Genomic DNA, 19,585 nt, shown 5'->3' with positions numbered 1-19,585 from the left:
ACCAGCCTCCTCGATGCTCAGCTGCGGCGGACGGCGCGGAAGGGGAGATCGCGGTCGATCTCGGGTTCCTTGGGAAGGCCGAGGACGCGTTCGGCGATGATCGTGCGCTGGATCTGGTCGGTGCCGCCGCCGATGGAGGTGAAGAAAGCGTTGAGCGCCAGGAAGTTCACGTCGTCGGCGACCGGGTTCTCCTTCCCGGCGAGCAGGGTTTCCGGGCCGGCGATGTCGGTGCGCAGCCGTCCTTCGGCGTGCAAGATGCCGGACATCGCGAGCTTTCCCAGCGACATCACCGAACTCGACGTGCCCTGTTCGGCGGCGGCCTTCGCACGGGCGTTGTTCAACGCGTTCAGTTCGCGCAACGCGAGCACGTTGGCGAGGTTGTCGCGGACGACCGGGTCGGCGAGGCGGTCGCGTTCCCTGGCGAGCCCGACGAGGTCGTCGGCGATCGATCCGTGCCGTGACGCCCGCGCGCCGTCGCCCATGATGGAGCGTTCGTACGCCAGTGCGGTCTGCAGGACGCGCCAGCCCTTGCCCTCGTCGCCGACCAGGTAGTCCGCCGGGATTTCGACGTCGGTCAGGAACACCTCGTTGAAGTGGGATTCGCCGGTGATCTGCACCAGCGGCCGGATGTCGACGCCGGGCTGGTGCATCGGCACGACGAAGTAGCTGAGGCCTTTGTGCTTCGGGACGTCCCAGTCGGTGCGGGCGATGAGCAGTGCGTAGTCCGCGGTTTTCGCTCCGGACGTCCAGACCTTCTGGCCGTTGACGATCCAGCGGTCGCCGTCGCGGACCGCGGTGGTGCGGACTCCGGCCAGGTCGGATCCCGCGCCGGGTTCGCTGTAGAACAGGCAGGTCCGGGAGCGTTCGGTGAGGACGTCGTACAGCAGGTCGTTCTTGAGTTTCTCGGTGCCGAACGCGAGGACGGTGTTGGCCGGGATGCTGTACTTGTCCTGCCGGGCGCCGGGAGCGCCGACCGCCTCGAACTCCGAGGCGATCGCGTCGGCCAGTTCGGCCGGGTAGCCGCGGCCGGACCGTTCGACCGGCCAGGTCGGCACGGCGTATCCGGCGGCGACGACCTTTTCCAGCCATGCCACGCGCTCCGGGGTGGTATCCCAACGGTCTTCGGGTGGAGTAAGCCCGGTCCATTCCGCGGCGAGCCACGCGCGGACTTCTTCGCGGAGCTGGTCCGCGCTGGGCAGGGTGGTGGTCATGAGTCAGGCCCCCTTCGAAACGAGGTAACGCTCCCGGTGCAGCCGCGAGCCGCCGAACAGCTGTGCGCCGGAGCGGGCGCGGCGCAGGTACAGGTGCGCCGGGTGTTCCCAGGTGAAGCCGATCCCGCCGTGCATCTGGATCGCTGACAGGGCAACGGTTTCGTACGCTTCCGCGCAGGCGAACCCGGCGAGCGCGATCGCGCCCGGACTGCCGTCGGACGCGGCGTGCCGGGCGGCGGAGGTCGCGGATTCGACATCCAGGAGGCGGTCCGCGGCGAGGTGTTTCATCGCCTGGAAGCTGCCGATCGCTCGGCCGAACTGCACGCGGGTCTTGAGATATTCGACGGTTGTCTCAAAGATCTTACGAGCGCCGCCTGCCTGTTCTCCGGCCAGCGCGACCACGCTGGTGTCCAAGGCTTGCTGCACTGCTTCCCACCCTGCAGTACCAACTCGCCGCGCTGGTGTATCAGCGAAGGTGAATTGAGATAGCCGTACGGTCGGGTCGAATACCGTCGCCGCAGTGCGGGTGAAGCCGGCTGCGTCGGGCGAGACCTCGAAGACGCCGATGTCGTCGCCCGTGCGAGCCACTACGAGAATGACGTCGGCAAGCTGGCCAAAGGTTACGTAGGAAGCAGTCCCGGTGAGGGTCCCGTTCGCTTGTACCGCAACACCTTCGGGCGTCCAAGTGCCGGCAGGACCAGTGACGGCGACGGTTCCGATCGAAGACCCGTCGGCGAGCGCGGGCAGCAGACGGCGTTTGTCCTCTTCGGACCCGGCCGCGTCGATGAGCGAAGCCGTCAGCACTGAACTGGACAGAAACGGCGACGGCACCAGCGCCGCCCCGATTTCCTCCGAAACCGCTTCGAGTTCTTCCGCGCCCAGGCCGACCCCGCCATATTCCGTCGCGATCAGCAGGCCGGGCAACCCCAGCTCAGCCAGCTGTTTCCACAGCTCCGGGTCGTAACCGGAGCCGGTCGCCATCACGCGGCGTACGTCGGCCTCCGTGCAGCAGTCCGCGAGCAGGTCGCGCACCGCCTCCCGCAGCTGTTCGGTTTCCGCGGCGCTGATCGCCATCGCCGGACCGCCTTTCCCGTCGCCGGATCTCGATTCCCATGCTGGGTGCGGAAAACGGCGATGTACATCACGGATTCCGACACCGGCAGGTTTCCGGAAGGGACATCGGCGCACGTGTCGCGGGCGCTCATCTGCCGGTGTCCCGACCGGTCGTTTACGCCGGGTCAGCGGGATGCGAACGTGGAGGTGCGACCACCGGTCGGGAACGGAGTGCGACGAGATGACGAGCAGGCGGGAAACCCCGGCGCGCCGGAGGGCGGCAATCGCCGGCCTCGGGCTCACTGAGCTGGGCAAAGTCTACGGTCCGAGCGCGCGGCAGTTCGCCGCGCAAGCAGTCCGGCGCGCGGCTGACGACGCCGGGATCGGGCTGTCGGACATCGACGGGCTGCTGGTGTCCGCCGGAACGACGCCCGGAGTGGACCTGAGCCTGCAAGTCGACTTAGGACTGCGGGACCTGCGTCTGTTCACCCAGATGCAGGCGTTCGGCTCGACAGCGGGCGCGATGGTGCAGTACGCCGCGATGGCCGTCGAAGCGGGCATGGCCGACACCGTCGCTTGCGTGTTCGCGGACGCCCCGCTCAAGCAGGGCAAGGCGACCGGCGCGGCCTACGGCGGCCGTCGCACGACCCCGACCGGCTGGGGAAGCCTGCTGGGCTCCAGCGGTTTCGCCGGACCGAACTCGTTCTACGCCCTCGCCGCGCGACGGCACATGAAGACTTACGGCACCACGAGCGAGCAACTCGGCGCGATCGCGGTCGCCCAGCGCGCGTGGGCGGCGAAGAACCCGCTGGCGCAGCTGCGGGATCCGATCACCCTGGCCGACCATCAAGCGTCACGGTTCATCGCGGAACCGTTCCACCTGCTGGACTGCTGCCTGGTGTCGAACGGCGGCGCCGCGGTGATCGTGACTTCCGCGGAGCGCGCGGCTTCTCTGGCTCAGCCTGCCGTCCAGGTGCTCGGCTGGGGTCAGGCGCACCCGGGGAACTCCTTCCGCCGCAACGACAATCTCGGTCTCGTGAGCGGCGCGGCGCAGTCCGGTCCGGCGGCGATGGAGATGGCCGGAGTGACCATTGAGGACATCGACGTCGCCGAGATCTACGACTGCTACACCTTCACCGCGCTGCTCACCCTGGAGGACTACGGGTTCTGCGGCAAGGGCGAAGGCGGCGAGTTCGTCGCGACGCCCGGCATGCTCGGCCCGGACGGCAAGCTCGCGGTGAACACCGGCGGCGGCCAGCTCTCGTCGTACTACCTGTGGGGCATGACGCCGCTGTCCGAGGCGATCATCCAGGCGCGCGGCCAGGGCGGCGAACGCCAGGTGCCGAAGCACGACACCGTGCTGGTCTCCGGCAACGGCGGCATTCTGGACCACCACAGCACGCTCGTGCTCGGCGCGGCGTGAGCGGAGGGATGACGATGCGTATCAACCCAGTCGCCCGCGACGAAGAGTCCGCGGCGTTCTTCGACGGAACCGCGATCGGCGAGTTCCGGCTGTTGCGGCGGCGCGGCACCGGCGAATACCTCGACCCGCGCACGGTCCCGGACCCCGATGACGATCTGGAGTGGACGGCCGCGGCGGGAACCGGCACGGTGGTGTCGTGGTCGGTGGTGCACAAGCGGGCGCGCGACGGCGGCGAACCGGAGCGCGTGGTCGTCGGCATCGTGGAGCTGACCGAGGGACCGTGGTGGTGGTGCCGGCTCGACGCCGACCCGGACGCGGACCTCTGGCAGCTGCCGGTGCGGGCGGTCTTCGTGCCCTCCGGCCCCGAACCCGACCACGAGAAGGTGCCGGTCTTCGCGCCGGCGGAGGAGGCAGACCATGCCCGATGACGCCCCGGCCGCGCTCGTCGACCAGCGCGGACACATCCTGGTCATCACGCTCAACCGGCCGCACGCGATGAACGCGGTCAACTCCGAGCTGAGCGAACTCGTCGGCACCGCGCTGGAGCGCGCCGAGCAGGATCCGGAAACGCGCGTCGTCGTGCTGACCGGCGCGGGGGAGCGGGCGTTCTGCGCCGGAGCCGACCTGAAAGCCGTGTCGCGGGGCGAATCGCTCGCCGCGCCGGGCAACGAGGAATGGGGATTCGCCGGATACGCGCGGCACCCGATCTCGAAGCCGACGATCGCCGCGGTGAACGGATTCGCCCTCGGCGGCGGCACCGAACTCGCACTGGCCAGCGACCTGGTGGTGGCGGCCGAATCGGCGAAATTCGGGCTGCCCGAAGTAAAGCGCGGCCTCTTCGCCGCGGCCGGCGGCGTGTTCCGGCTGCCCCGGCAGATCCCGCCGAAGATCGCGATGGAGATGATGTTCACCGGCGAACCGCTGGACGCCGCCCGCGCGGCGACGCTGGGTCTGGTGAACCACGTGGTCCCGGACGCCGACGTGCTGACCGAGGCACTGGCGCTGGCGGAGAAAATCGCCGCGAACGCGCCGTTGGCGGTGCAGGCCAGCAAACGCGTCGCACTGGGCATTGTGGACGGTGCGATCGCGGCCGAGGACAGCGCGTGGGACAACACCCGCGAGAACGCCGTCGGGGTCATGACGAGCGAGGACGTCCGCGAGGGAACGCTGGCGTTCGTCGAGAAGCGCGCGCCGGTTTGGCAGGCCAAGTAAGCGTTCTGTACTCGGAGAGACGCGCTCTGTTCGCATCGGGTGCGTGAACGTCCGTGAAGGGCTCCTTGAGGGAATTAGATTCCCTCAAGGAGCCCTTCACGGACATTGAGCAGCGCCCCCGCCGAAACCGGGATCGTGGCAGACTCGGCAGATGCGTGGGTGGGGGGCGACGCCGTGGACACGGGCGCCGAAAACAGGGTGGCGGCAACCGGCGGTCGTAGTGGCCGCCATCGCGGCGGCGGTGCTCGTCGCGTTGCCCGCGGCGGCGGTGGCGCTGTTTCTGTCCTCGGCCGGGAACGCGACGCTGCACGACCAGATGAACCGGGCGTGCCAGTGGGCGGTCGGGGCCGAGTGGTCCGGCGGGCTGCCGATGTCCCAGCCGTATCCGGGCGCTACGGGGCCGACCGGGAAGGCGCTCGAGGAGGCTCGGCTCGCCGTCGCGCGTGACGCGGCTGGTGACGTGCCGCGGCTGTCCGGAGTGCGGTCGACGCTCTCCAGCTCGGCGAAGGTCAATCCGGTCCGGGCGGGCTCGCCGAACCCGGAACAGTCCGCGAGCTGGCTGGTCTACCAGGACGATTTCGCCGCGCACCTGCAGGTCATGGAGGGCGGCAAGGGGCCGGGCATCTGGGTGTCCAGCCAGTTCGCGCGGGCGCGCGGGCTGCACGCGGGCGACCAGGTGGTGATCCAAGGCGGCTGGTCCCCGAAGGGAGGCGTGCCGCCGGGCGCTCCGGTCAAGACGATGCCGGTCGCCGCGGTGTACCGGGACCTGCGCGAGCTTCCGGACCAGCCGTTCTGGTGCCATCTGCAGGCGCTGTACCGGCCGAACCCGCTGAGCGAGGCTCCGGTCTTCCCGGTGGCCTTCGTATCGCGGGACGCTCTGTTCGGACTGACCCCGGCCGACTCGGGCATCGGCAGTCTTCTCGAAGCCTCGGTCGACCAGAACGGGCTGACCACCGCGGACGCGCCCGCCACGATCGCCGGCCTCGAACAGGTGCGGGCGCGCACCGAGAACCAGCCGGATCTGTTCGCGCAGCGCGGCCGGATGCAGTTCACTTCGTCGCTGCGCGGCATCGCCGACCGGGCTGACCAGGTCGAATCCTCGCTCGCCTCGACGGTCGTGCCGATCGGCGTCGCCGGGTCGATGACCGGACTGGTCATTTCGGCGACGGTCGGGTCGTTCTGGGCCGAACGCCGCCGGGCCGAGCTGGCGGTGCTGTCCGCGCGCGGGGCCGGGCCGGGCGCGCTGGCCGGGAAAGCGTTGCTGGAGCTGGGTTCCATCGTGCTGCTCGGCGCCATCGGCGGCTGGTTCGCCGCGCGCGGGCTGGTCAGCGCGCTGGGGCCGAGTCCGCTGGTGACGCCGTCCGCGCTCGGCTATTCGATCGGCGGCGCGGCGGTCGCGTTCCTGGCGACGCTCGCCGGGATCGCCGGTTCGGTCGTCCTCCGCACGCGGGCGATGTTCGACGCGCGCACCTCGCGGATCCGGCATCTGCCGTGGGAAATCCTCCCGCTCGTCGCGGCGCTGGTCTGCTACTTCGCCCTCGGCGACGGCACCCAGACCGGGCTCGGTCAGGCCGGTTCGGTCGCGCGGATCCCGCCGCGGCTGATCGTCGTGCCGTTGCTGCTGGTGCTGGGGCTGGCGATGCTGGTGACCCGGGTCGTGCGGCTGATGCTGCCCCGGATACGCGCGGTGCGGCGAGAACGGGCAGTGGCTTTCCTGGCTTGGCGACGGCTTGCTTCGGCGCCGGCCGCAGCGGCTGTGCTGGTCGGGGCGACCGCGGTACCGGTGGCGCTTTCGCTCTTCGCCACCACGGTTACCGGCTCCGTCCAGCGCACTCTCGACGACGAGGGCCAGTTGGTGGTCGGTTCGGATGTCGTGGTGCATCTGACCGGTCCCGCCGCGATCCCGCCCGGCCTCAGTGGACAGTCCACATTGGTCGATCGCTACGACTCGGCGTATCTGGGCAGCAAGACGGTGAACGTGCTCGGCGTCGACCCGTCGACCTTCGGCTCCGCCGCGTTCTGGGACGACCACCTCAGCGGGCCGACGCTGCCGGAGCTGCTCGACCAGATGTCCGGCGACAGCCCGGTCGGCGTCATCGCCGGAGTCCCGGACGCTCCCGCGCAAGCGACGCTCAGCATTCAGGGCAAGGATCTGCCGCTGCGAGTCGTCACGGTGGCGCAGCTTCCCGGGAAGAGCGCGGGGTTCCCGGAATTGCTGCTGCGCAAGGACATTCTCGCCAAGTTCGCCGGAGAGAGCGTGCACCGCGAGCTGTGGGCGCGCGGCGATCCGGCGCAGGTGCTGCCGGAATTGGGCAAAGCCGGGGTTCCGGCCGGGACGGTGAGCCGCGCGACCGACGTCACCGCGCACGGCGTGTACGGCGGAGTCACCTACACCTTCGCATTTCTGACCGCAGTGTCCGCTTTGGTCGGTGTGGTTGTCCTAGTGGGACTCTTGCTGTATCTCAACGCCCGGGCGCGCGTCCGGCGCGGAGCGTATGTGCTGCTGCGTCGGATGGGGATCACCTCGGGTGCGCATTGGCGGGCGCTCGCCTACGAGGTCGGCGGGTTGCTGGCGGCCGGATTCGCTTTGGGCGCCGGGTTCGCGGCCCTCGCGGTCTCGGTGACCTCCGAGGGTTACGACCTCGATCCGGCGACTCCGCCGGGCACCGTGATCCCGGTGCCGTGGGGGCCGGGCGGGCGGTTGCTGCTCGCGGCGGTGGTCGTCGCGCTTGTCGTTACTTACGCGGCCCAGCGCGCGGCTGCGCGGGCTTTGCCTTCGGAGGTGTTGCGTGACACGGCTTGATGCTGTTCGGGGTACTGGATTGACGCACAGCTACCGCACCGCCGGTCGTTCGCTGACCGCGTTGCACGGGGTGTCGATCGCCGCCGCGCGCGGCCGGATCACCGCGCTGGTCGGGCCTTCCGGGTCGGGCAAATCGACCTTGCTGCGGCTGCTGGCTTGCCTGGAACGACCGGACGAGGGCCGGGTCGAGGTCGGCGGGACGGACGTCACCGCGTTGTCCGCGCGGGAGCGCCGGGCGGTGCGGAGGCGGCGGATCGGCTACGTATTCCAGAATCCCGTCGACAATCTGCTGGATTACCTGACGGTGCAGGAACATCTGGAGCTGGCGGCGAAAATGCGCGGCACCGGTCTCTCGCTGTCCTTGCTCGACCGGCTGGGCCTCGACGACCGCCGCGGCCACCGCCCGCGCCAGCTCTCCGGCGGCGAACAGCAGCGAACCGCGCTCGCCTTCGCCGCGGTCGGCGACCCGGACGCGGTGCTGGCGGACGAACCGACCGCGCAATTGGACCGTTCCTCGGCCGGATTGGTCGCGGAGGCATTCCGTGCGTTGGCGGAGGCAGGCCAGACCGTCGTGGTCGCGACGCACGACCCGGTGCTGGCCGAGGCGGCGGACGACGTGGTGGAACTCGTGGACGGGAGGGTCCGGTGAGCGCTTTGCTGAGTCTGTCGGACGTAAGCCGTTCCCATGGCGGGATGCCGGTGCTGCGGCACACAAGCCTGGATCTGACGGCGGGGGAATTGGTCGCGCTGACCGGTCCGTCCGGCTCAGGCAAGAGCACTTTGCTGATGATCGCGGGCGGCTGGGATACGCCGGACAGCGGGACGGTGACTGCGCATCCGCCGATGCCGGACGTGCCGGTGCCGGAGCAGCCGTGGCACGCGCTGGCTTTCGTGCCGCAGTCGATCGCGCTGTTCGAGGAGCTGACGGTCGCGGACAACCTCGCGTTCGCCGCGCGGACCGCGACGGAGCCGCCAGATCAGTCGAAACTGCTGGAAACTCTGGACTTGGCGAAACTGGCCGACCGATTGCCGAGCGAGGTTTCGCGCGGGGAACAGCAGCGAGGTGCGGTGGCGCGAGCTTTGGCGGCCGGGCCGTTGGTGCTGCTCGCGGATGAGCCGACGTCGCATCAGGACCGTGCGCACGCGGAGATGGTGCTGACGGCTTTGCGCCGGGCAGCGGATCGCGGGACGGCGGTGCTGGTGGCGTCCCACGATCCGCTGCTGGCCGAGCACGCGGACCGGGTCGTGGCAGTCGGAGCCTGACCCGCCGGGCTGAGACGACAGGCAGCGAGCGGGTCAGTCCACTTTGGACGGGTGCCGCGCGAGGGCGGTCACCTGGATGTCCATGTACGGGAACAGCGGCAGGTTCGACAGGATCTGGTGCAGTTCGTCGTGGTCGGCGACGTCCAGCACCGAGTAGTTCGCGTACTCGCCCGCGATCCGCCAGATGTGCGGCCATTTCCCGCTGCGCTGCAGCTGCTGGCTGTACTCTTTCTCGCGCGCGATGAGGGCGTCGCGGACCGCCGGGTCCAGGTCCGGGGGAAGGCGGACGTCCATCCGCACGTGGTAAAGCATGAGTCTCCTGCCGAATCAGTTGGCCGGGTCGAGGACGAAGTCGTACTCGATGGTCTCGCCGTGGTCGGTCGTCTGCGGGTCGAGCAGCAGTTCCGGCTTCACCGCGGACGCGATGTCGTCGTCGTTGTGCTCGTCGCCCGGGAAGTACAGCTGCGCGGTGAGCAGTTCGTGCCCCGGCGCGGACACCTTGACGTGCAGGTGCGCCGGACGCCAGGCGTGCCAGCCCGCCGCCGCGATCAGCTTGCCGCACGCGCCGTCGGTCGGGATCTGGTACGGCGCGGGGCGCACGGTGTGGATTTCGAAGCGGCCTTCGTCGTCGGCGGTGAAGGTGCCGCGCAGGTTCCACTCCGGGATGTCCGGCGCGAACTGCGAGTACAGCCCGTCCGCGTCCGCGTGCCACAGTTCGACCTTCGCGCCGCCCAGCGCCGCACCGGTGGTCGAGGTGACCTGCCCGGTCCAGACGAGCGGGGTGCCCGGCTCGTTTTCCCGCGAGGGCACCGAACCGCGCGCGCCCTGCTCGGGGGCGTCCGGCACGTAGTAGGGGCCTTCGATGGTGCCTTTGTTGCCCTGGCGGTGCTCGGTGGCGACGTCCTCGACGACGTGCTCGACCCAGACGTCCAGGAACAGCGGCCATTCGCCGTCCTCGCCGACGCTGATCAGCCACGACTTGAGCGCGTTGTACTCCTCGTAGGTCACCTTGTGCTTGCGGATCGTCGCGTGCACGGCCTCGAGCACCTCGCGGGCGAGCAGGCTGACCCGTTCCTTCGGGGTGCCCGCGACGCCGGCGAACTTGTCGCTCTTGAACCGTTCGGTGGCGTTGGCTCCGGACGCGGCGGCGGTGGGGGAATGCGTGGCAGTCATGAATCCTCCTTGATCCATCGGGGGTTTCCGGCTCAGCGGTCCTGCCGGTAGTGCCGGAGCTTGCCGGGGTCGAGTGCGGCGCCGAGACCGGCGCCGGGGCGGATGACCAGTTCGCCGTCCGCGATGCACAGCGGTTCGGCGAGCAGGTCGTCGGTCATGTCGAGGAAGTTGGACAGTTCGCCGGGGCGGCGCGACGTCAGCTCGTACGCCGATCCAAACGCGACAGTGCACAGTGAACCGAGCTGGCCGTCGATCTGGTTGCCCATGACCACTTCCAGCCCGAGACCTTCCGCGAGATGGTGCGTGCGCTGCGAACGCGTGAAGCCGGTGCGGGCGGTCTTGATGCTGATCGCGGTGGCCGATCCGGAAAGGATCTCGCGGGTCACGTCGGCCGGGGTCACCGCGGATTCGTCGGCGATGAACGGAACGTCCAATTGCGACACGAGCCAGCGGCGGCCGAGTACGTCGTCGGCGGGGCACAGCTCCTCGGCGAACAGCAGGTCGAGGTCGGCCATTTCCCGCATCGCACGGGCGGATTCCGCGGCGGTCCAGCCCCGGTTGCCGTCCACGTACAGGTCGACCTCGGCGCCGAATCGTTCCCGCAAGGCGCGAACCACCGCGGTGTCAAGGGAAACCGGACGGCGGCCGACCTTCACCTTGAACGTGGTGATGCCGTAGCTGTCGCGAATCCGCTCGGCTTCGGCGACCATCGCGGCCGGCTCGTCGAAGCCGAGCATGTGCGACACCTTCATGCGGTCGGTGTAGCCGCCGAGCAATTCGGTGACCGAGACGTCGAGGCTTTGCCCCAGCGCGTCCCAGATCGCCATGTCCAAAGCGGACTTCGCGGCCGGATTGCCGACCGTGCGGGAGAGCCTGGCGTGCACTGTCTCGCGTTCGAGCAGGCTCAGTCCCACCACCTGCGGGGCGAACACGGTCTCCAGCACGGCCACGATCCCGGCTTGGGTCTCGCCGTAGGTGAACGGCCGCGGCGGCGCTTCGGCGACGCCGACCACTCCGTCGTCGGTGTGCACGCGGACCAGCACGTGCTCGGCCGTGTGCACCTCGCCGGAAGCGAAGCGCAGCGGTTTGCGGTAGGGGATGGCGAACGGGATCGCCTCCACCCGGGTGATCTTCATCGTGTCCTCCCTGACACGGGCACTTCGACGGGGAACAGCTCGCCGAGCGCGTCGAGCACGGCCGGGACCAGTGCCGAGGCCCGGTCGCGGTGCCAGGCGAGCGCGAGCTGGACGGTGGCGGCGCCGGCGAGGTCGCGGAACACGACCCCGGCCAGCGGCAGCGCCCGAGCGGACGCGGGGACGACGCCGACGCCGAGACCGCCGGCGACCAGGGCGAGCAGCACCGCGGTACCGGCGGCTTCGTGCTCGCGTTGCGGGGTGAATCCGGCGTCGCGGCAGCTGCGCAGCACCGCTTCGTTGACGACGGAATAGCTGGCCGGGTAGGTGACGAAGGCTTCGGCTCGCAAATCGCTCATCGCCACCACCGGTTCCACCGCGAGCCGGTGGTCGGCCGGGACGGCGAGCACGAGCGGCTCGGTCTCGATGACGTGCAGGTCGAGGTCGCCGCCGGTGACCGGCGGACGCAGCACGCCGATGTCGAGCGTGCCGTCGCGCAGTTGTTCGCACTGCTCGCCGGTGAGCAGGTCGGCGTGCACTTCGAGTTCGACCTCGGGCAGCCGGTGCTGCAGCGCGCGGGCGACCTGCGGCAGGTGCGACAGCGCGGCGGTGCCGGTGAAGCCGATCCGGGCGAGCCCGCGGCGGCCGTCGGCGATGCGCCGGGCTCCGCGCGCCCCCGCCTCGACGGCGTCCAGGATCCGCTGGGCCTCGGCCAGGAAGAACCGGCCGGCCGGGGTGACCTGCACCTGCCGCGTCGTGCGGCTGAGCAGGGCGACGCCCAGCTCGTCCTCCAGCTGCCGGATCGCGTGCGAAAGCGCGGGCTGGGCGAGGTGCAGGCGTTCGGCGGCGCGGCCGAAGTGGCAGGTCTCGGCGACGGCGGCGAAGTACCGCAGGTGGCGCAGTTCCATCGGGCTGCCTCCTCACCGGCTCCTCGTCCCGCTCACCGTAAGTTCCGGCATTGAGTGAAGACAAGGAGCGGTTTGCGTGCGATTGATAAACGGCATCGAATAATCACACCCTAGGTCAGGACTGGGTCTTGCCCTGGTGTGGCGGCGGCCACGGGCTGGCACAGTGCGGTCAACGCCCTGCTCAGGAGCCGATCAGTGCAGATCAGTGCAGATCAGAGGCCCGTTGGAGGAGTCATGACCGAGACGCATGCCCACGCCGCTTCCGTAGTCGCGGACGCGGTGGTGGAGGACCCGGAGGCGGGCGTCTACCGCGCGAACCGCCGGATCTTCACCGACGAGGAGATCTTCGAACTCGAGATGAAGCACATCTTCGAGGGCAACTGGATCTACCTCGCGCACGAGAGCCAGCTGCCGGACCCGGGCGACTACTTCACCACCATGATCGGGCGCCAGCCGGTCGTCCTCACCCGCGACAAGGCCGGCGAACTGCACTGCCTGATCAACGCCTGCGCGCACCGCGGCGCGATGATCTGCCGGCGCAAACGCGACAACCGGCCCACGCTGACCTGCCCGTTCCACGGCTGGACCTTCCGCAACGACGGCAAGCTGCTGAAGGTCAAGGACCCGGACGGTGCGGGCTACCCGGAGTCGTTCGACACCGGCGGCTCGCACGACCTGACGAAGGTCGCCCGCTTCGAGTCTTACCGCGGGTTCCTGTTCGGGAGCCTCAACCCGGATGTGCTGCCGCTGACCGAGCATCTCGGCGACGCCACGAAGGTGATCGACATGCTCGTGGACCAGTCGCCGGACGGACTTGAAGTACTACGCGGGGCTTCCACATATACCTACGACGGCAACTGGAAGGTCCAGGCGGAGAACGGCGCGGACGGTTACCACGTCACCGCGACGCACTGGAATTACGCGGCCACCACGGCCCGGCGCAACACCGGCGAATCGGCCAACGACACGAAGACACTCGACGCCGGTTCGTGGGGCAAGTCCGGCGGCGGCTACTGGTCGTTCCCGCACGGGCACCTGTGCCTGTGGACCTGGGCGGGCAACCCGCAGGACCGTCCACTGTGGCCGAGGATGGCGGAGCTGAAGGAGAAGTACGGCGACGCCAAGGGCGAGTTCATGGTGCGCGGGTCCCGGAACCTGTGCGTGTATCCCAACGTGTACCTGATGGACCAGTTCTCCACGCAGATCCGGCATTTCCGGCCGATCGCGCCGGACAAGACCGAGGTCACCATCTACTGCATCGCGCCGAAGGGCGAAAGCGCGCAGTCGCGGGCGTGGCGGATCCGGCAGTACGAGGACTTCTTCAACGCTTCGGGCATGGCGACGCCGGACGACCTGGAGGAATTCCGGTCCTGCCAGCTCACTTTCCGCGCGACGGCCGCGCCGTGGAACGACATGAGCCGCGGCGCGCGGCATTGGCTCACCGGGCCGGACGAGGTGGCGTCGTCGCTCGGGCTCGACGGTGTCGTGTCGGCCGGGCAGAAGAACGAGGACGAGGGCCTTTATCCGGTGCAGCACGGGTATTGGCAGGAGACCATGCGCGCGGCGATCGCCCGTGAGCAGGCCGTTCGAGGAGAGACCCGATGACCGCCGCCGCCGAGAAGACCATCACCCAGCACGACGTCGAGCAGTTCCTCTATCGCGAGGCGCGATATCTGGACGATCGCGAGTTCGAGAAGTGGCTGGAATGCTACGCCGACGACGTCGTGTACTGGATGCCTTCCTGGGGCGACGACGATCTGCTGACCGAGGATCCGCAGCGCGACATTTCGCTGATCTACTACCCGAACAAGGGCGGCCTCGAGGACCGGGTGTTCCGGATCCGCACCGAACGGTCCAGCGCGACGTCGATTCCGGAACCGCGGACCAGCCACAACATCTCGAACGTCGAGCTGATCGAGCGGCACGGCGATCTCGTGGACGTGCGGTTCAACTGGCACACGATGTACTTCCGGTACCACACGGTCGATCCGTATTACGGGACCTCGTTCTACACCGTCGATTTCTCCGGTCCGTCGCCGTTGATCCGGCGGAAGACGGTGGTGCTCAAGAACGATTACATCCATCACGTCGTCGACGTGTACCACTTCTGAGCGGAGGCGGTCATGAACCACCGGATCGCTCTGTCCTTTGAGGACGGCGTCACCCGCTTCGTCACGTGCGCGCCGGATCAGACCGTCGCGGACGCGTCGTACCGGCAGCGCATCAACATCCCGCTCGACTGCCGCGACGGTGCGTGCGGAACCTGCAAGGCGTTCTGCGAATCGGGGGAGTACGAGGGCGGTTCCTATCTCGAGGACGCCTTGAGCGCGGACGAGGCCGAGCGCGGTTATGTGCTGCCGTGCAGTATGAAGCCGAAGTCCGATCTGGTGTTGCAGATCGCGAGCACGTCGGCGGTCGCGAAGACGCAGGCTGCTGAGCATCACGGCACCCTTGTCGCGCTGGAACGGCTTTCGCCGACGACGATGTCATTGACGGTAGAGATCCGTGATCGGGATCGGCTCGCGTTTCTGCCTGGGCAGTACGTGAACATCACCGTTCCCGGCACCGAGACGACGCGATCGTATTCGTTCAGCAATGCACCCGAAGCCGAGCGGCTGACCTTCCTGGTGAAGCTCTCGCCCGGCGGCGTGATGTCGGATTATCTGACTGGCCGGGCGAAATCCGGCGACGAATTGACGTTCACCGGGCCGCACGGGAGTTTCTTCCTGCGCGAGACTGACCGGCCGGTGTTGCTGCTGGCCGGGGGCACCGGGCTCGCGCCGATTCTGTCCATAGTGCGCACTATGCGCGATTCTGGCGTGACCAGGCCATCGCATCTGGTGTACGGCGTGAGTACTGACGACGACCTGGTGGAGACGGCGACGCTGGAGAAGCTCGCCGGGGAGGTTCCGGGGCTGACCTGGGATTACTGCGTCTCGGATCCGGGAAGTGCCGCGCCGAACAAGGGCTACGTGACCACGCTGATCCGCGACGAGCACCTGCACGGCGGCGACGTCGCGGTGTATCTGTGCGGTCCGCCGCCGATGGTGGAGGCGGTGCGAGGGCATTTCGCGTCGGCCGGGTTCGAGCCGACGGGGTTCTATTACGAGAAGTTCGCGCTCGCCGCACCGGTTCGGGCACCTGAGATCCCGGTGCAGCCGGTGGCAGTGGCCGATCCTGAACCTGAGCCGGAGCTGGAGTTCGTCGCGGGTCGTGCGCTGGCCGGGCAGGAGTTGTTCCCGATGGTCGAATTGGCCCCGTTGCGGGCCGGAGCGGCGCTGTCCGCGGCGGAAGAAGCACGGGTCGCGCGGACGATCGCGGGCCAGGAAATGCTGCCCGCGGCCGACGAAACGCCGGGCGAGTACGAAATCGGCGAGGAACACCCGTCGGTGCATGAATCGGACGCCGTTTTCGAGGCCCGCCAAGCGCTCGAACTGGGTGCGCTCGAATTGACCATCGGACGGCTGACGTCGGGCCAGCTCGCCGGATACCGGCTGCTGGCCGAGTCGACAGTGCCCTATGTGGACGGTGACCGGTTCCTGGACGCCGCTGCCTACACCGAAACCAACGCGGCGTTCCACGACTACCTGTTCACGCTCACCGGCAACGAGCACCTGCTGCAGGCATATCAGGCACTCGGCGTGAAAGGCCACATGGCCGAGACGCTGCGCAACGCGACCTGGTGCCATCCGCGCTGCACGCAGGATCACCTGGACTTGGTCGCCGCGTTCGAGTCCGGAGACCGGGCGACCGCGCGACGGCTGGTGGCCGAGCACGCGGAACGGTCGAAGGTCACCACTCGGCGGGCGATGGGCGGCGCGGCGGCGGGACCGAAATTCCTGTCGCCAGGACGCTTCGCGGGCAAGGTCGTGGTGGTCACCGGTGCCGCGCAGGGGATTGGCGAGGCGACGGCCCGGCGGATCGCCGCGGAGGGCGGCGCGCTGGTGCTCGCCGACCGGTCCGGTCTGGTCAGCGCCTTGGCCGACGAGCTGCCCGAGGCCGCCGCGGTCGTCGCCGACCTGGAGGCCTGGGAGGGCGCGCAGGCGGTCGCGGAGGCGGCGCTGGCCCGGTTCGGCCGGATCGACGTGCTGGTCAACAACGTCGGCGGTGCGCTGCGGTTCAAGCCGTTCACCGAGTTCGGCCCGGACGAGATCGAAGCCGAGGTCCGTCGGTCCCTGCTGACCACGCTGTTCTCCTGCCGGGCCGCGCTGCCGTCGATGGCGCGGCGGGGCGGCGGGGTGATCGTGAACGTGTCGTCGGCGGCCACGCGCGGCATCCACCGGATCCCGTACTCGGCGGCGAAAGGCGGGATCAACGCGCTCACCGCGTCGCTGGCGTTCGAGTACGCCGACGCCGGCGTCCGCGTGGTCGCGACCGCGCCGGGCGGCACCGAAGCCCCGCCCCGGCGGATTCCGCGCGGCGGCCCCGATCCGGCCACTGACCAGGAACGGGAGTGGTTCCAGGCGCACATCGACCAGACTGTCGGGTCGTCATTGCTGAAGCGGTACGGCACCCTGGACGAGCAGGCCGCGGCGATCGCGTTCCTGGCCTCGGACGAGGCCTCGTACGTGACCGGCACCGTCCTGCCCGTGGCCGGGGGCGATCTCGGCTGACGGCGGCATCCGGCGAAGCGGGGAGGACCGTGACGACAGCGGCGGAGGAACTGGCCGGCCTGCTGTCCCGGGCGGGGCGGGCGGTGCTGCTGTGCGGTCCGGCCGGATGCGGGCGCACCACGCTGGCGCGGCGGGCCGCCGACGCGTTCCCCGGGCCGGTGCTCTGGGCGACCGCAGCCGAATGGGAGAGCGGCAGCGTGTTCGCCGTGCTGCAGCAGCTGTTCCCGGGCCTTTCGGCAGACGGCGGGCCGTTGCCGGTCGCGGGGCGGATCGCGGCGGAACTGGTGCCGGGGACGTTGCTGGTGGTCGACGACGCGCACCTGTCCGATGTGGACTCGGTGCGGACGTTGTCGTCGCTGCTGCGGCATCATCCGGCGGTTCGCGCCACGGTGTTGTTCACCGCGGCCACAGGGGATTCTCGCGCTCGTGCGGGCGTTCTGGAGTTGCTCGCCCGGATGTCCGGCGACGAGGTGCGCGTGCCGCCTCTGGACGCCGCGGAAGTGTCCGAAATGGCCTCGGCGCGCGGTATCGCCTTGCATCCGACGATGGCTGAACGGTTGTGCCGGCACACTCTTGGCCGGCCGCGCTCTGTGGTGCAGCTGCTGACCGAGGTGCCGCGGGGTATCTGGGCCGGGTTCGATCCCAACCTGCCTGCTCCGGCCGCCGTCGCTGCTTCGGTCCGGGAGACGGTCGCACAGCTTTCCCCTGCGGCGGAACGGTTTGTCGCGGCTGCTGCGGTGCTCGGTGCCGGTACGGCGGTGCGGTCGGCGGCGTCGTTGGCCGATCTCGAGGGGGATCCGCTGCCGGTGCTGGACGAGGCTTGTGCGGCGCGGCTGGTCGAGCTCGCGCCGCGGGGGCTTGCCGAGGTGGGGCCGCCGGATCCGATGGTTCGCGCGGCGGTGCTCGCCGGTCTGGGGCCGGAGCGGCGGTCGAAGCTGCAGCGGCGGGCGGCGGAGCTGGTCGACGATCCGGCGCGGAGTTTGCGGTTGCTGGTCGCGGCCAGTCCGGTGCCGGACGCGAGTGTCGCGGATCGGCTTGACGCGCTGGCGGTCGAGCGGGCGGCGGCAGGGGCTTGGGGGACGGCTGCGGTGCTGCTCAACGACGCTGGGCGGCTTACTGAGGACGCTGAGCTGCGGCAGGCTCGGATCACTCGGGCTGTCGACGCGTTGATTGGCGCTGGCGATGTGTTTCGGGCTGCTGCGCTCGCTCCGGAAGTCGAGAGCATGCGGGAGACGCCGTTGCGAGATGCGGTGCTGGGTTATCTCGCGGTCGTGCGTGGCCGGGCCGCTGAAGCTGGCGGACGGTTGAGCCGGGCCTGGGATATCGTCAACGCTTCGCGGGATCCGGAGACGGCTGCGTTGATATGTCAGCGGTATGTGCTTGACGCACTTTGCCGGTACTCCGCCGAGGACCTGGTGCGGTGGGCGGATCGGGCCCTTGAATTGGCCGTACCCGAGACCCCGGCCGCGGTGGAGGCTGCGGCGATTCGGGGGCTGGGACTCGCGGCTTCGGGACGGGCCAAGCAGGCTCGGCGGGATTACGGGCAGTTGTCCGAGCGGATTCGGCATGGTGCGCAGGCGCAGCGGGTGGTGATGGCGCGAGGGTGGCTGAATCTGCTGACGGATCGGATCGACGACGCCCGGGTGGATTTGGAAAGTGCTGTGCCTACTAGTTATTTGGGCGGGTCGGCGCGGATTTCCTTGTGGGCGCAGGCTTGGCTGGCGCGGACGTTGTTCCTGAGCGGGGAATGGGACGACGCGTTGCGGGTGGTTCGGGAAGCGCTGGTTTTGGTTGACCGGACTGGGATTGTGGTTACCGCGCCGTTGCTGCAGTGGACTTCGGCCGCGGTGCATGCGTTGCGGGGGGATCAGGCTCGGGCTGAGGAAGCGTTGCTGGCTTGCGCTGCTGGATCGCTGGATTACGAGATCATGCGGGTTCCGGCTTTGTTGGCGCGGGCGCAGGTCGCTGAGGCTGCGGCGGATTCTGCTGGGGTGTTGCGGGCGTTGCATCCGTTGACCCGGTTGTCGTCGGCTACTTCGGTTGATGAGCCTGGGCATTGGCCTTGGCAGGATCTTTACGCGCATGCGCTTGTCCTTAGTGGACGGTCCGAGGAAGCGGATGTGTTTCTGGCTCCGCATGAGCGGGCGGCGGGGAAGAGGGAGCATGCTTCTGCTCGGGCTCGTCTTGCTGCTGCTCGTGGTCGGTTGTTGGGGGCGCGGAATGATCATGTGGGGGCGGTGGCGGCGTTTGATGCCGCGGTGGAGTTGATCGCGGGGTTGCCGTTGCGGTATGACCAGGCTCGGATCGCGTTCGCTTATGGGCAGACGTTGCGGAGGCTGGGGCGGCGGGCTCGGGCGGATACGCAGCTGGTTGCTGCTCGGGACGGGTTCGCGTCTATGGGGGCGGTGACGTATGTGGCTCGGTGTGAGCGGGAGTTGCGGGCCGGGGGCGTGCATGTGCCTAGGGGCGGGGTGGATTTGTTGACGCCGCAGGAGGAGGCGGTGGCTCGGATGGTGGCTCGGGGGCAGTCCAATCGGGAGGTGGCTGCGGAGTTGTTTTTGTCGGTGAAGACTGTGCAGTATCACTTGACCCGGATTTATGCGAAGTTGGGGATTCGGGGGAGGACTGAGTTGGCTGTGTTGCGGTCTGGGGAGGGGGAGTAGGGGCGGCTCGTCGCCTGGCGGCGACATTGCGCCTCGTTTGGTGGGGGCACCCCGAAGCCCATTGTGATGACGGTCTGGGGCGGCTTGTCCAAGAAGGAAAAAGGACCTGAAAAAACACCCACAAACACAA

General features: G+C 69.1%; 16 protein-coding genes. 10 read left to right on the top strand and 6 right to left on the bottom strand.

Translation table 11 applies throughout. The features are described from left to right. Window positions 1-17: 17 nt before the first annotated feature. The gene (locus tag ACZ7OI_RS18660; protein ID WP_470265452.1) at window positions 18-1,211 is read right to left on the bottom strand and encodes an acyl-CoA dehydrogenase family protein; all 1,194 of its coding nucleotides are present in this window, start codon (window positions 1,209-1,211) and stop codon (window positions 18-20) included. A 3-nt stretch (window positions 1,212-1,214) separates the two neighbouring features. After that, a complete protein-coding gene (locus tag ACZ7OI_RS18655) occupies window positions 1,215-2,285 on the bottom strand; it encodes an acyl-CoA dehydrogenase family protein (protein ID WP_470265451.1) in 1,071 nt (356 codons plus the stop codon). 220 nt (window positions 2,286-2,505) lie between these two features. On the opposite strand from ACZ7OI_RS18655, the gene ACZ7OI_RS18650 reads away from it, so the two are divergent. The 6 genes from ACZ7OI_RS18650 (at window position 2,506) to ACZ7OI_RS18625 (ending at window position 8,965) form a co-directional block, all read left to right on the top strand. Then, window positions 2,506-3,687, top strand: coding sequence for a thiolase family protein (locus ACZ7OI_RS18650; protein WP_470265450.1), 1,182 nt, complete (start codon window positions 2,506-2,508; stop codon window positions 3,685-3,687). A gap of 14 nt (window positions 3,688-3,701) precedes the next feature. After that, window positions 3,702-4,115, top strand: a complete 414-nt coding sequence (locus tag ACZ7OI_RS18645) for a Zn-ribbon domain-containing OB-fold protein (RefSeq protein ID WP_470265449.1) — start codon at window positions 3,702-3,704, stop codon at window positions 4,113-4,115. Further along, window positions 4,105-4,899, top strand: coding sequence for a crotonase/enoyl-CoA hydratase family protein (locus ACZ7OI_RS18640; protein ID WP_470265448.1), 795 nt, complete (start codon window positions 4,105-4,107; stop codon window positions 4,897-4,899). Before ACZ7OI_RS18645 ends, ACZ7OI_RS18640 begins: the two co-directional genes overlap by 11 nt. Window positions 4,900-5,050: 151 nt before the next feature. Further along, window positions 5,051-7,702, top strand: coding sequence for an ABC transporter permease family protein (locus ACZ7OI_RS18635; RefSeq protein WP_470265447.1), 2,652 nt, complete (start codon window positions 5,051-5,053; stop codon window positions 7,700-7,702). After that, window positions 7,689-8,351 (top strand): ABC transporter ATP-binding protein, encoded by a 663-nt coding sequence (locus ACZ7OI_RS18630; protein WP_470265446.1) that lies wholly within the window; start codon window positions 7,689-7,691, stop codon window positions 8,349-8,351. Before ACZ7OI_RS18635 ends, ACZ7OI_RS18630 begins: the two co-directional genes overlap by 14 nt. Beyond that, window positions 8,348-8,965 (top strand): ABC transporter ATP-binding protein, encoded by a 618-nt coding sequence (locus ACZ7OI_RS18625; protein ID WP_470265445.1) that lies wholly within the window; start codon window positions 8,348-8,350, stop codon window positions 8,963-8,965. Before ACZ7OI_RS18630 ends, ACZ7OI_RS18625 begins: the two co-directional genes overlap by 4 nt. 33 nt (window positions 8,966-8,998) lie before the next feature. On the opposite strand, the gene catC is transcribed toward ACZ7OI_RS18625, so the two are convergent. From catC to ACZ7OI_RS18605, 4 genes are read right to left on the bottom strand one after another with little or no spacing between them, the layout of a single operon-like run. Next, window positions 8,999-9,277, bottom strand: a complete 279-nt coding sequence (gene catC, locus ACZ7OI_RS18620; RefSeq protein WP_037367634.1) for a muconolactone Delta-isomerase — start codon at window positions 9,275-9,277, stop codon at window positions 8,999-9,001. Window positions 9,278-9,292: 15 nt separating this feature from the next. Continuing rightward, on the bottom strand, window positions 9,293-10,138 hold the full coding sequence (gene catA / locus ACZ7OI_RS18615; protein WP_470265444.1) for a catechol 1,2-dioxygenase: 846 nt from the start codon (window positions 10,136-10,138) through the stop codon (window positions 9,293-9,295). A gap of 32 nt (window positions 10,139-10,170) precedes the next feature. Further along, window positions 10,171-11,274: a mandelate racemase/muconate lactonizing enzyme family protein gene (locus ACZ7OI_RS18610; RefSeq protein WP_470265443.1), complete on the bottom strand. Its 1,104-nt coding sequence runs from the start codon at window positions 11,272-11,274 to the stop codon at window positions 10,171-10,173. After that, window positions 11,271-12,179: a LysR substrate-binding domain-containing protein gene (locus tag ACZ7OI_RS18605; RefSeq protein WP_344285081.1), complete on the bottom strand. Its 909-nt coding sequence runs from the start codon at window positions 12,177-12,179 to the stop codon at window positions 11,271-11,273. Before ACZ7OI_RS18605 ends, ACZ7OI_RS18610 begins: the two co-directional genes overlap by 4 nt. Window positions 12,180-12,413: 234 nt before the next feature. Between ACZ7OI_RS18605 and benA the strand changes: the two genes are divergently transcribed. Genes benA through ACZ7OI_RS18585 form a run of 4 tightly spaced genes read left to right on the top strand, consistent with a single transcriptional unit; the run spans window position 12,414 to window position 19,455 of the window. Beyond that, window positions 12,414-13,784, top strand: a complete 1,371-nt coding sequence (gene benA, locus ACZ7OI_RS18600; RefSeq protein ID WP_470265442.1) for a benzoate 1,2-dioxygenase large subunit — start codon at window positions 12,414-12,416, stop codon at window positions 13,782-13,784. Further along, window positions 13,781-14,290, top strand: a complete 510-nt coding sequence (gene benB, locus ACZ7OI_RS18595) for a benzoate 1,2-dioxygenase small subunit (protein ID WP_344285087.1) — start codon at window positions 13,781-13,783, stop codon at window positions 14,288-14,290. Before benA ends, benB begins: the two co-directional genes overlap by 4 nt. A gap of 12 nt (window positions 14,291-14,302) precedes the next feature. After that, the gene (benC, locus tag ACZ7OI_RS18590) at window positions 14,303-16,792 is read left to right on the top strand and encodes a benzoate 1,2-dioxygenase electron transfer component BenC (protein WP_470265441.1); all 2,490 of its coding nucleotides are present in this window, start codon (window positions 14,303-14,305) and stop codon (window positions 16,790-16,792) included. Window positions 16,793-16,821: 29 nt separating this feature from the next. Beyond that, entirely contained in the window at window positions 16,822-19,455 is a 2,634-nt protein-coding gene (locus ACZ7OI_RS18585) for a LuxR C-terminal-related transcriptional regulator (RefSeq protein ID WP_470265440.1), read from the top strand. Window positions 19,456-19,585 lie beyond the last annotated feature (130 nt).

The organism is Amycolatopsis sp. NPDC114503 (assembly GCF_055633655.1).
The sequence above is the reverse complement of the archived record's forward strand: the minus strand, read 5'-3'. Positions and strand labels throughout refer to the sequence as shown.

Bases quoted from the DNA above. Each gene is read 5' to 3' on its own strand.
- ACZ7OI_RS18660 (WP_470265452.1), bottom strand. From the start codon at position 1,211: ATGACCACCACCCTGCCCAGCGCGGACCAGCTCCGCGAAGAAGTCCGC.
- ACZ7OI_RS18655 (WP_470265451.1), bottom strand. From the start codon at position 2,285: ATGGCGATCAGCGCCGCGGAAACCGAACAGCTGCGGGAGGCGGTGCGC.
- ACZ7OI_RS18650 (WP_470265450.1), top strand. From the start codon at position 2,506: ATGACGAGCAGGCGGGAAACCCCGGCGCGCCGGAGGGCGGCAATCGCC.
- ACZ7OI_RS18645 (WP_470265449.1), top strand. From the start codon at position 3,702: ATGCGTATCAACCCAGTCGCCCGCGACGAAGAGTCCGCGGCGTTCTTC.
- ACZ7OI_RS18640 (WP_470265448.1), top strand. From the start codon at position 4,105: ATGCCCGATGACGCCCCGGCCGCGCTCGTCGACCAGCGCGGACACATC.
- ACZ7OI_RS18635 (WP_470265447.1), top strand. From the start codon at position 5,051: ATGCGTGGGTGGGGGGCGACGCCGTGGACACGGGCGCCGAAAACAGGG.
- catC (WP_037367634.1), bottom strand. From the start codon at position 9,277: ATGCTTTACCACGTGCGGATGGACGTCCGCCTTCCCCCGGACCTGGAC.
- catA (WP_470265444.1), bottom strand. From the start codon at position 10,138: ATGACTGCCACGCATTCCCCCACCGCCGCCGCGTCCGGAGCCAACGCC.
- ACZ7OI_RS18610 (WP_470265443.1), bottom strand. From the start codon at position 11,274: ATGAAGATCACCCGGGTGGAGGCGATCCCGTTCGCCATCCCCTACCGC.
- ACZ7OI_RS18605 (WP_344285081.1), bottom strand. From the start codon at position 12,179: ATGGAACTGCGCCACCTGCGGTACTTCGCCGCCGTCGCCGAGACCTGC.
- benA (WP_470265442.1), top strand. From the start codon at position 12,414: ATGACCGAGACGCATGCCCACGCCGCTTCCGTAGTCGCGGACGCGGTG.
- benB (WP_344285087.1), top strand. From the start codon at position 13,781: ATGACCGCCGCCGCCGAGAAGACCATCACCCAGCACGACGTCGAGCAG.
- benC (WP_470265441.1), top strand. From the start codon at position 14,303: ATGAACCACCGGATCGCTCTGTCCTTTGAGGACGGCGTCACCCGCTTC.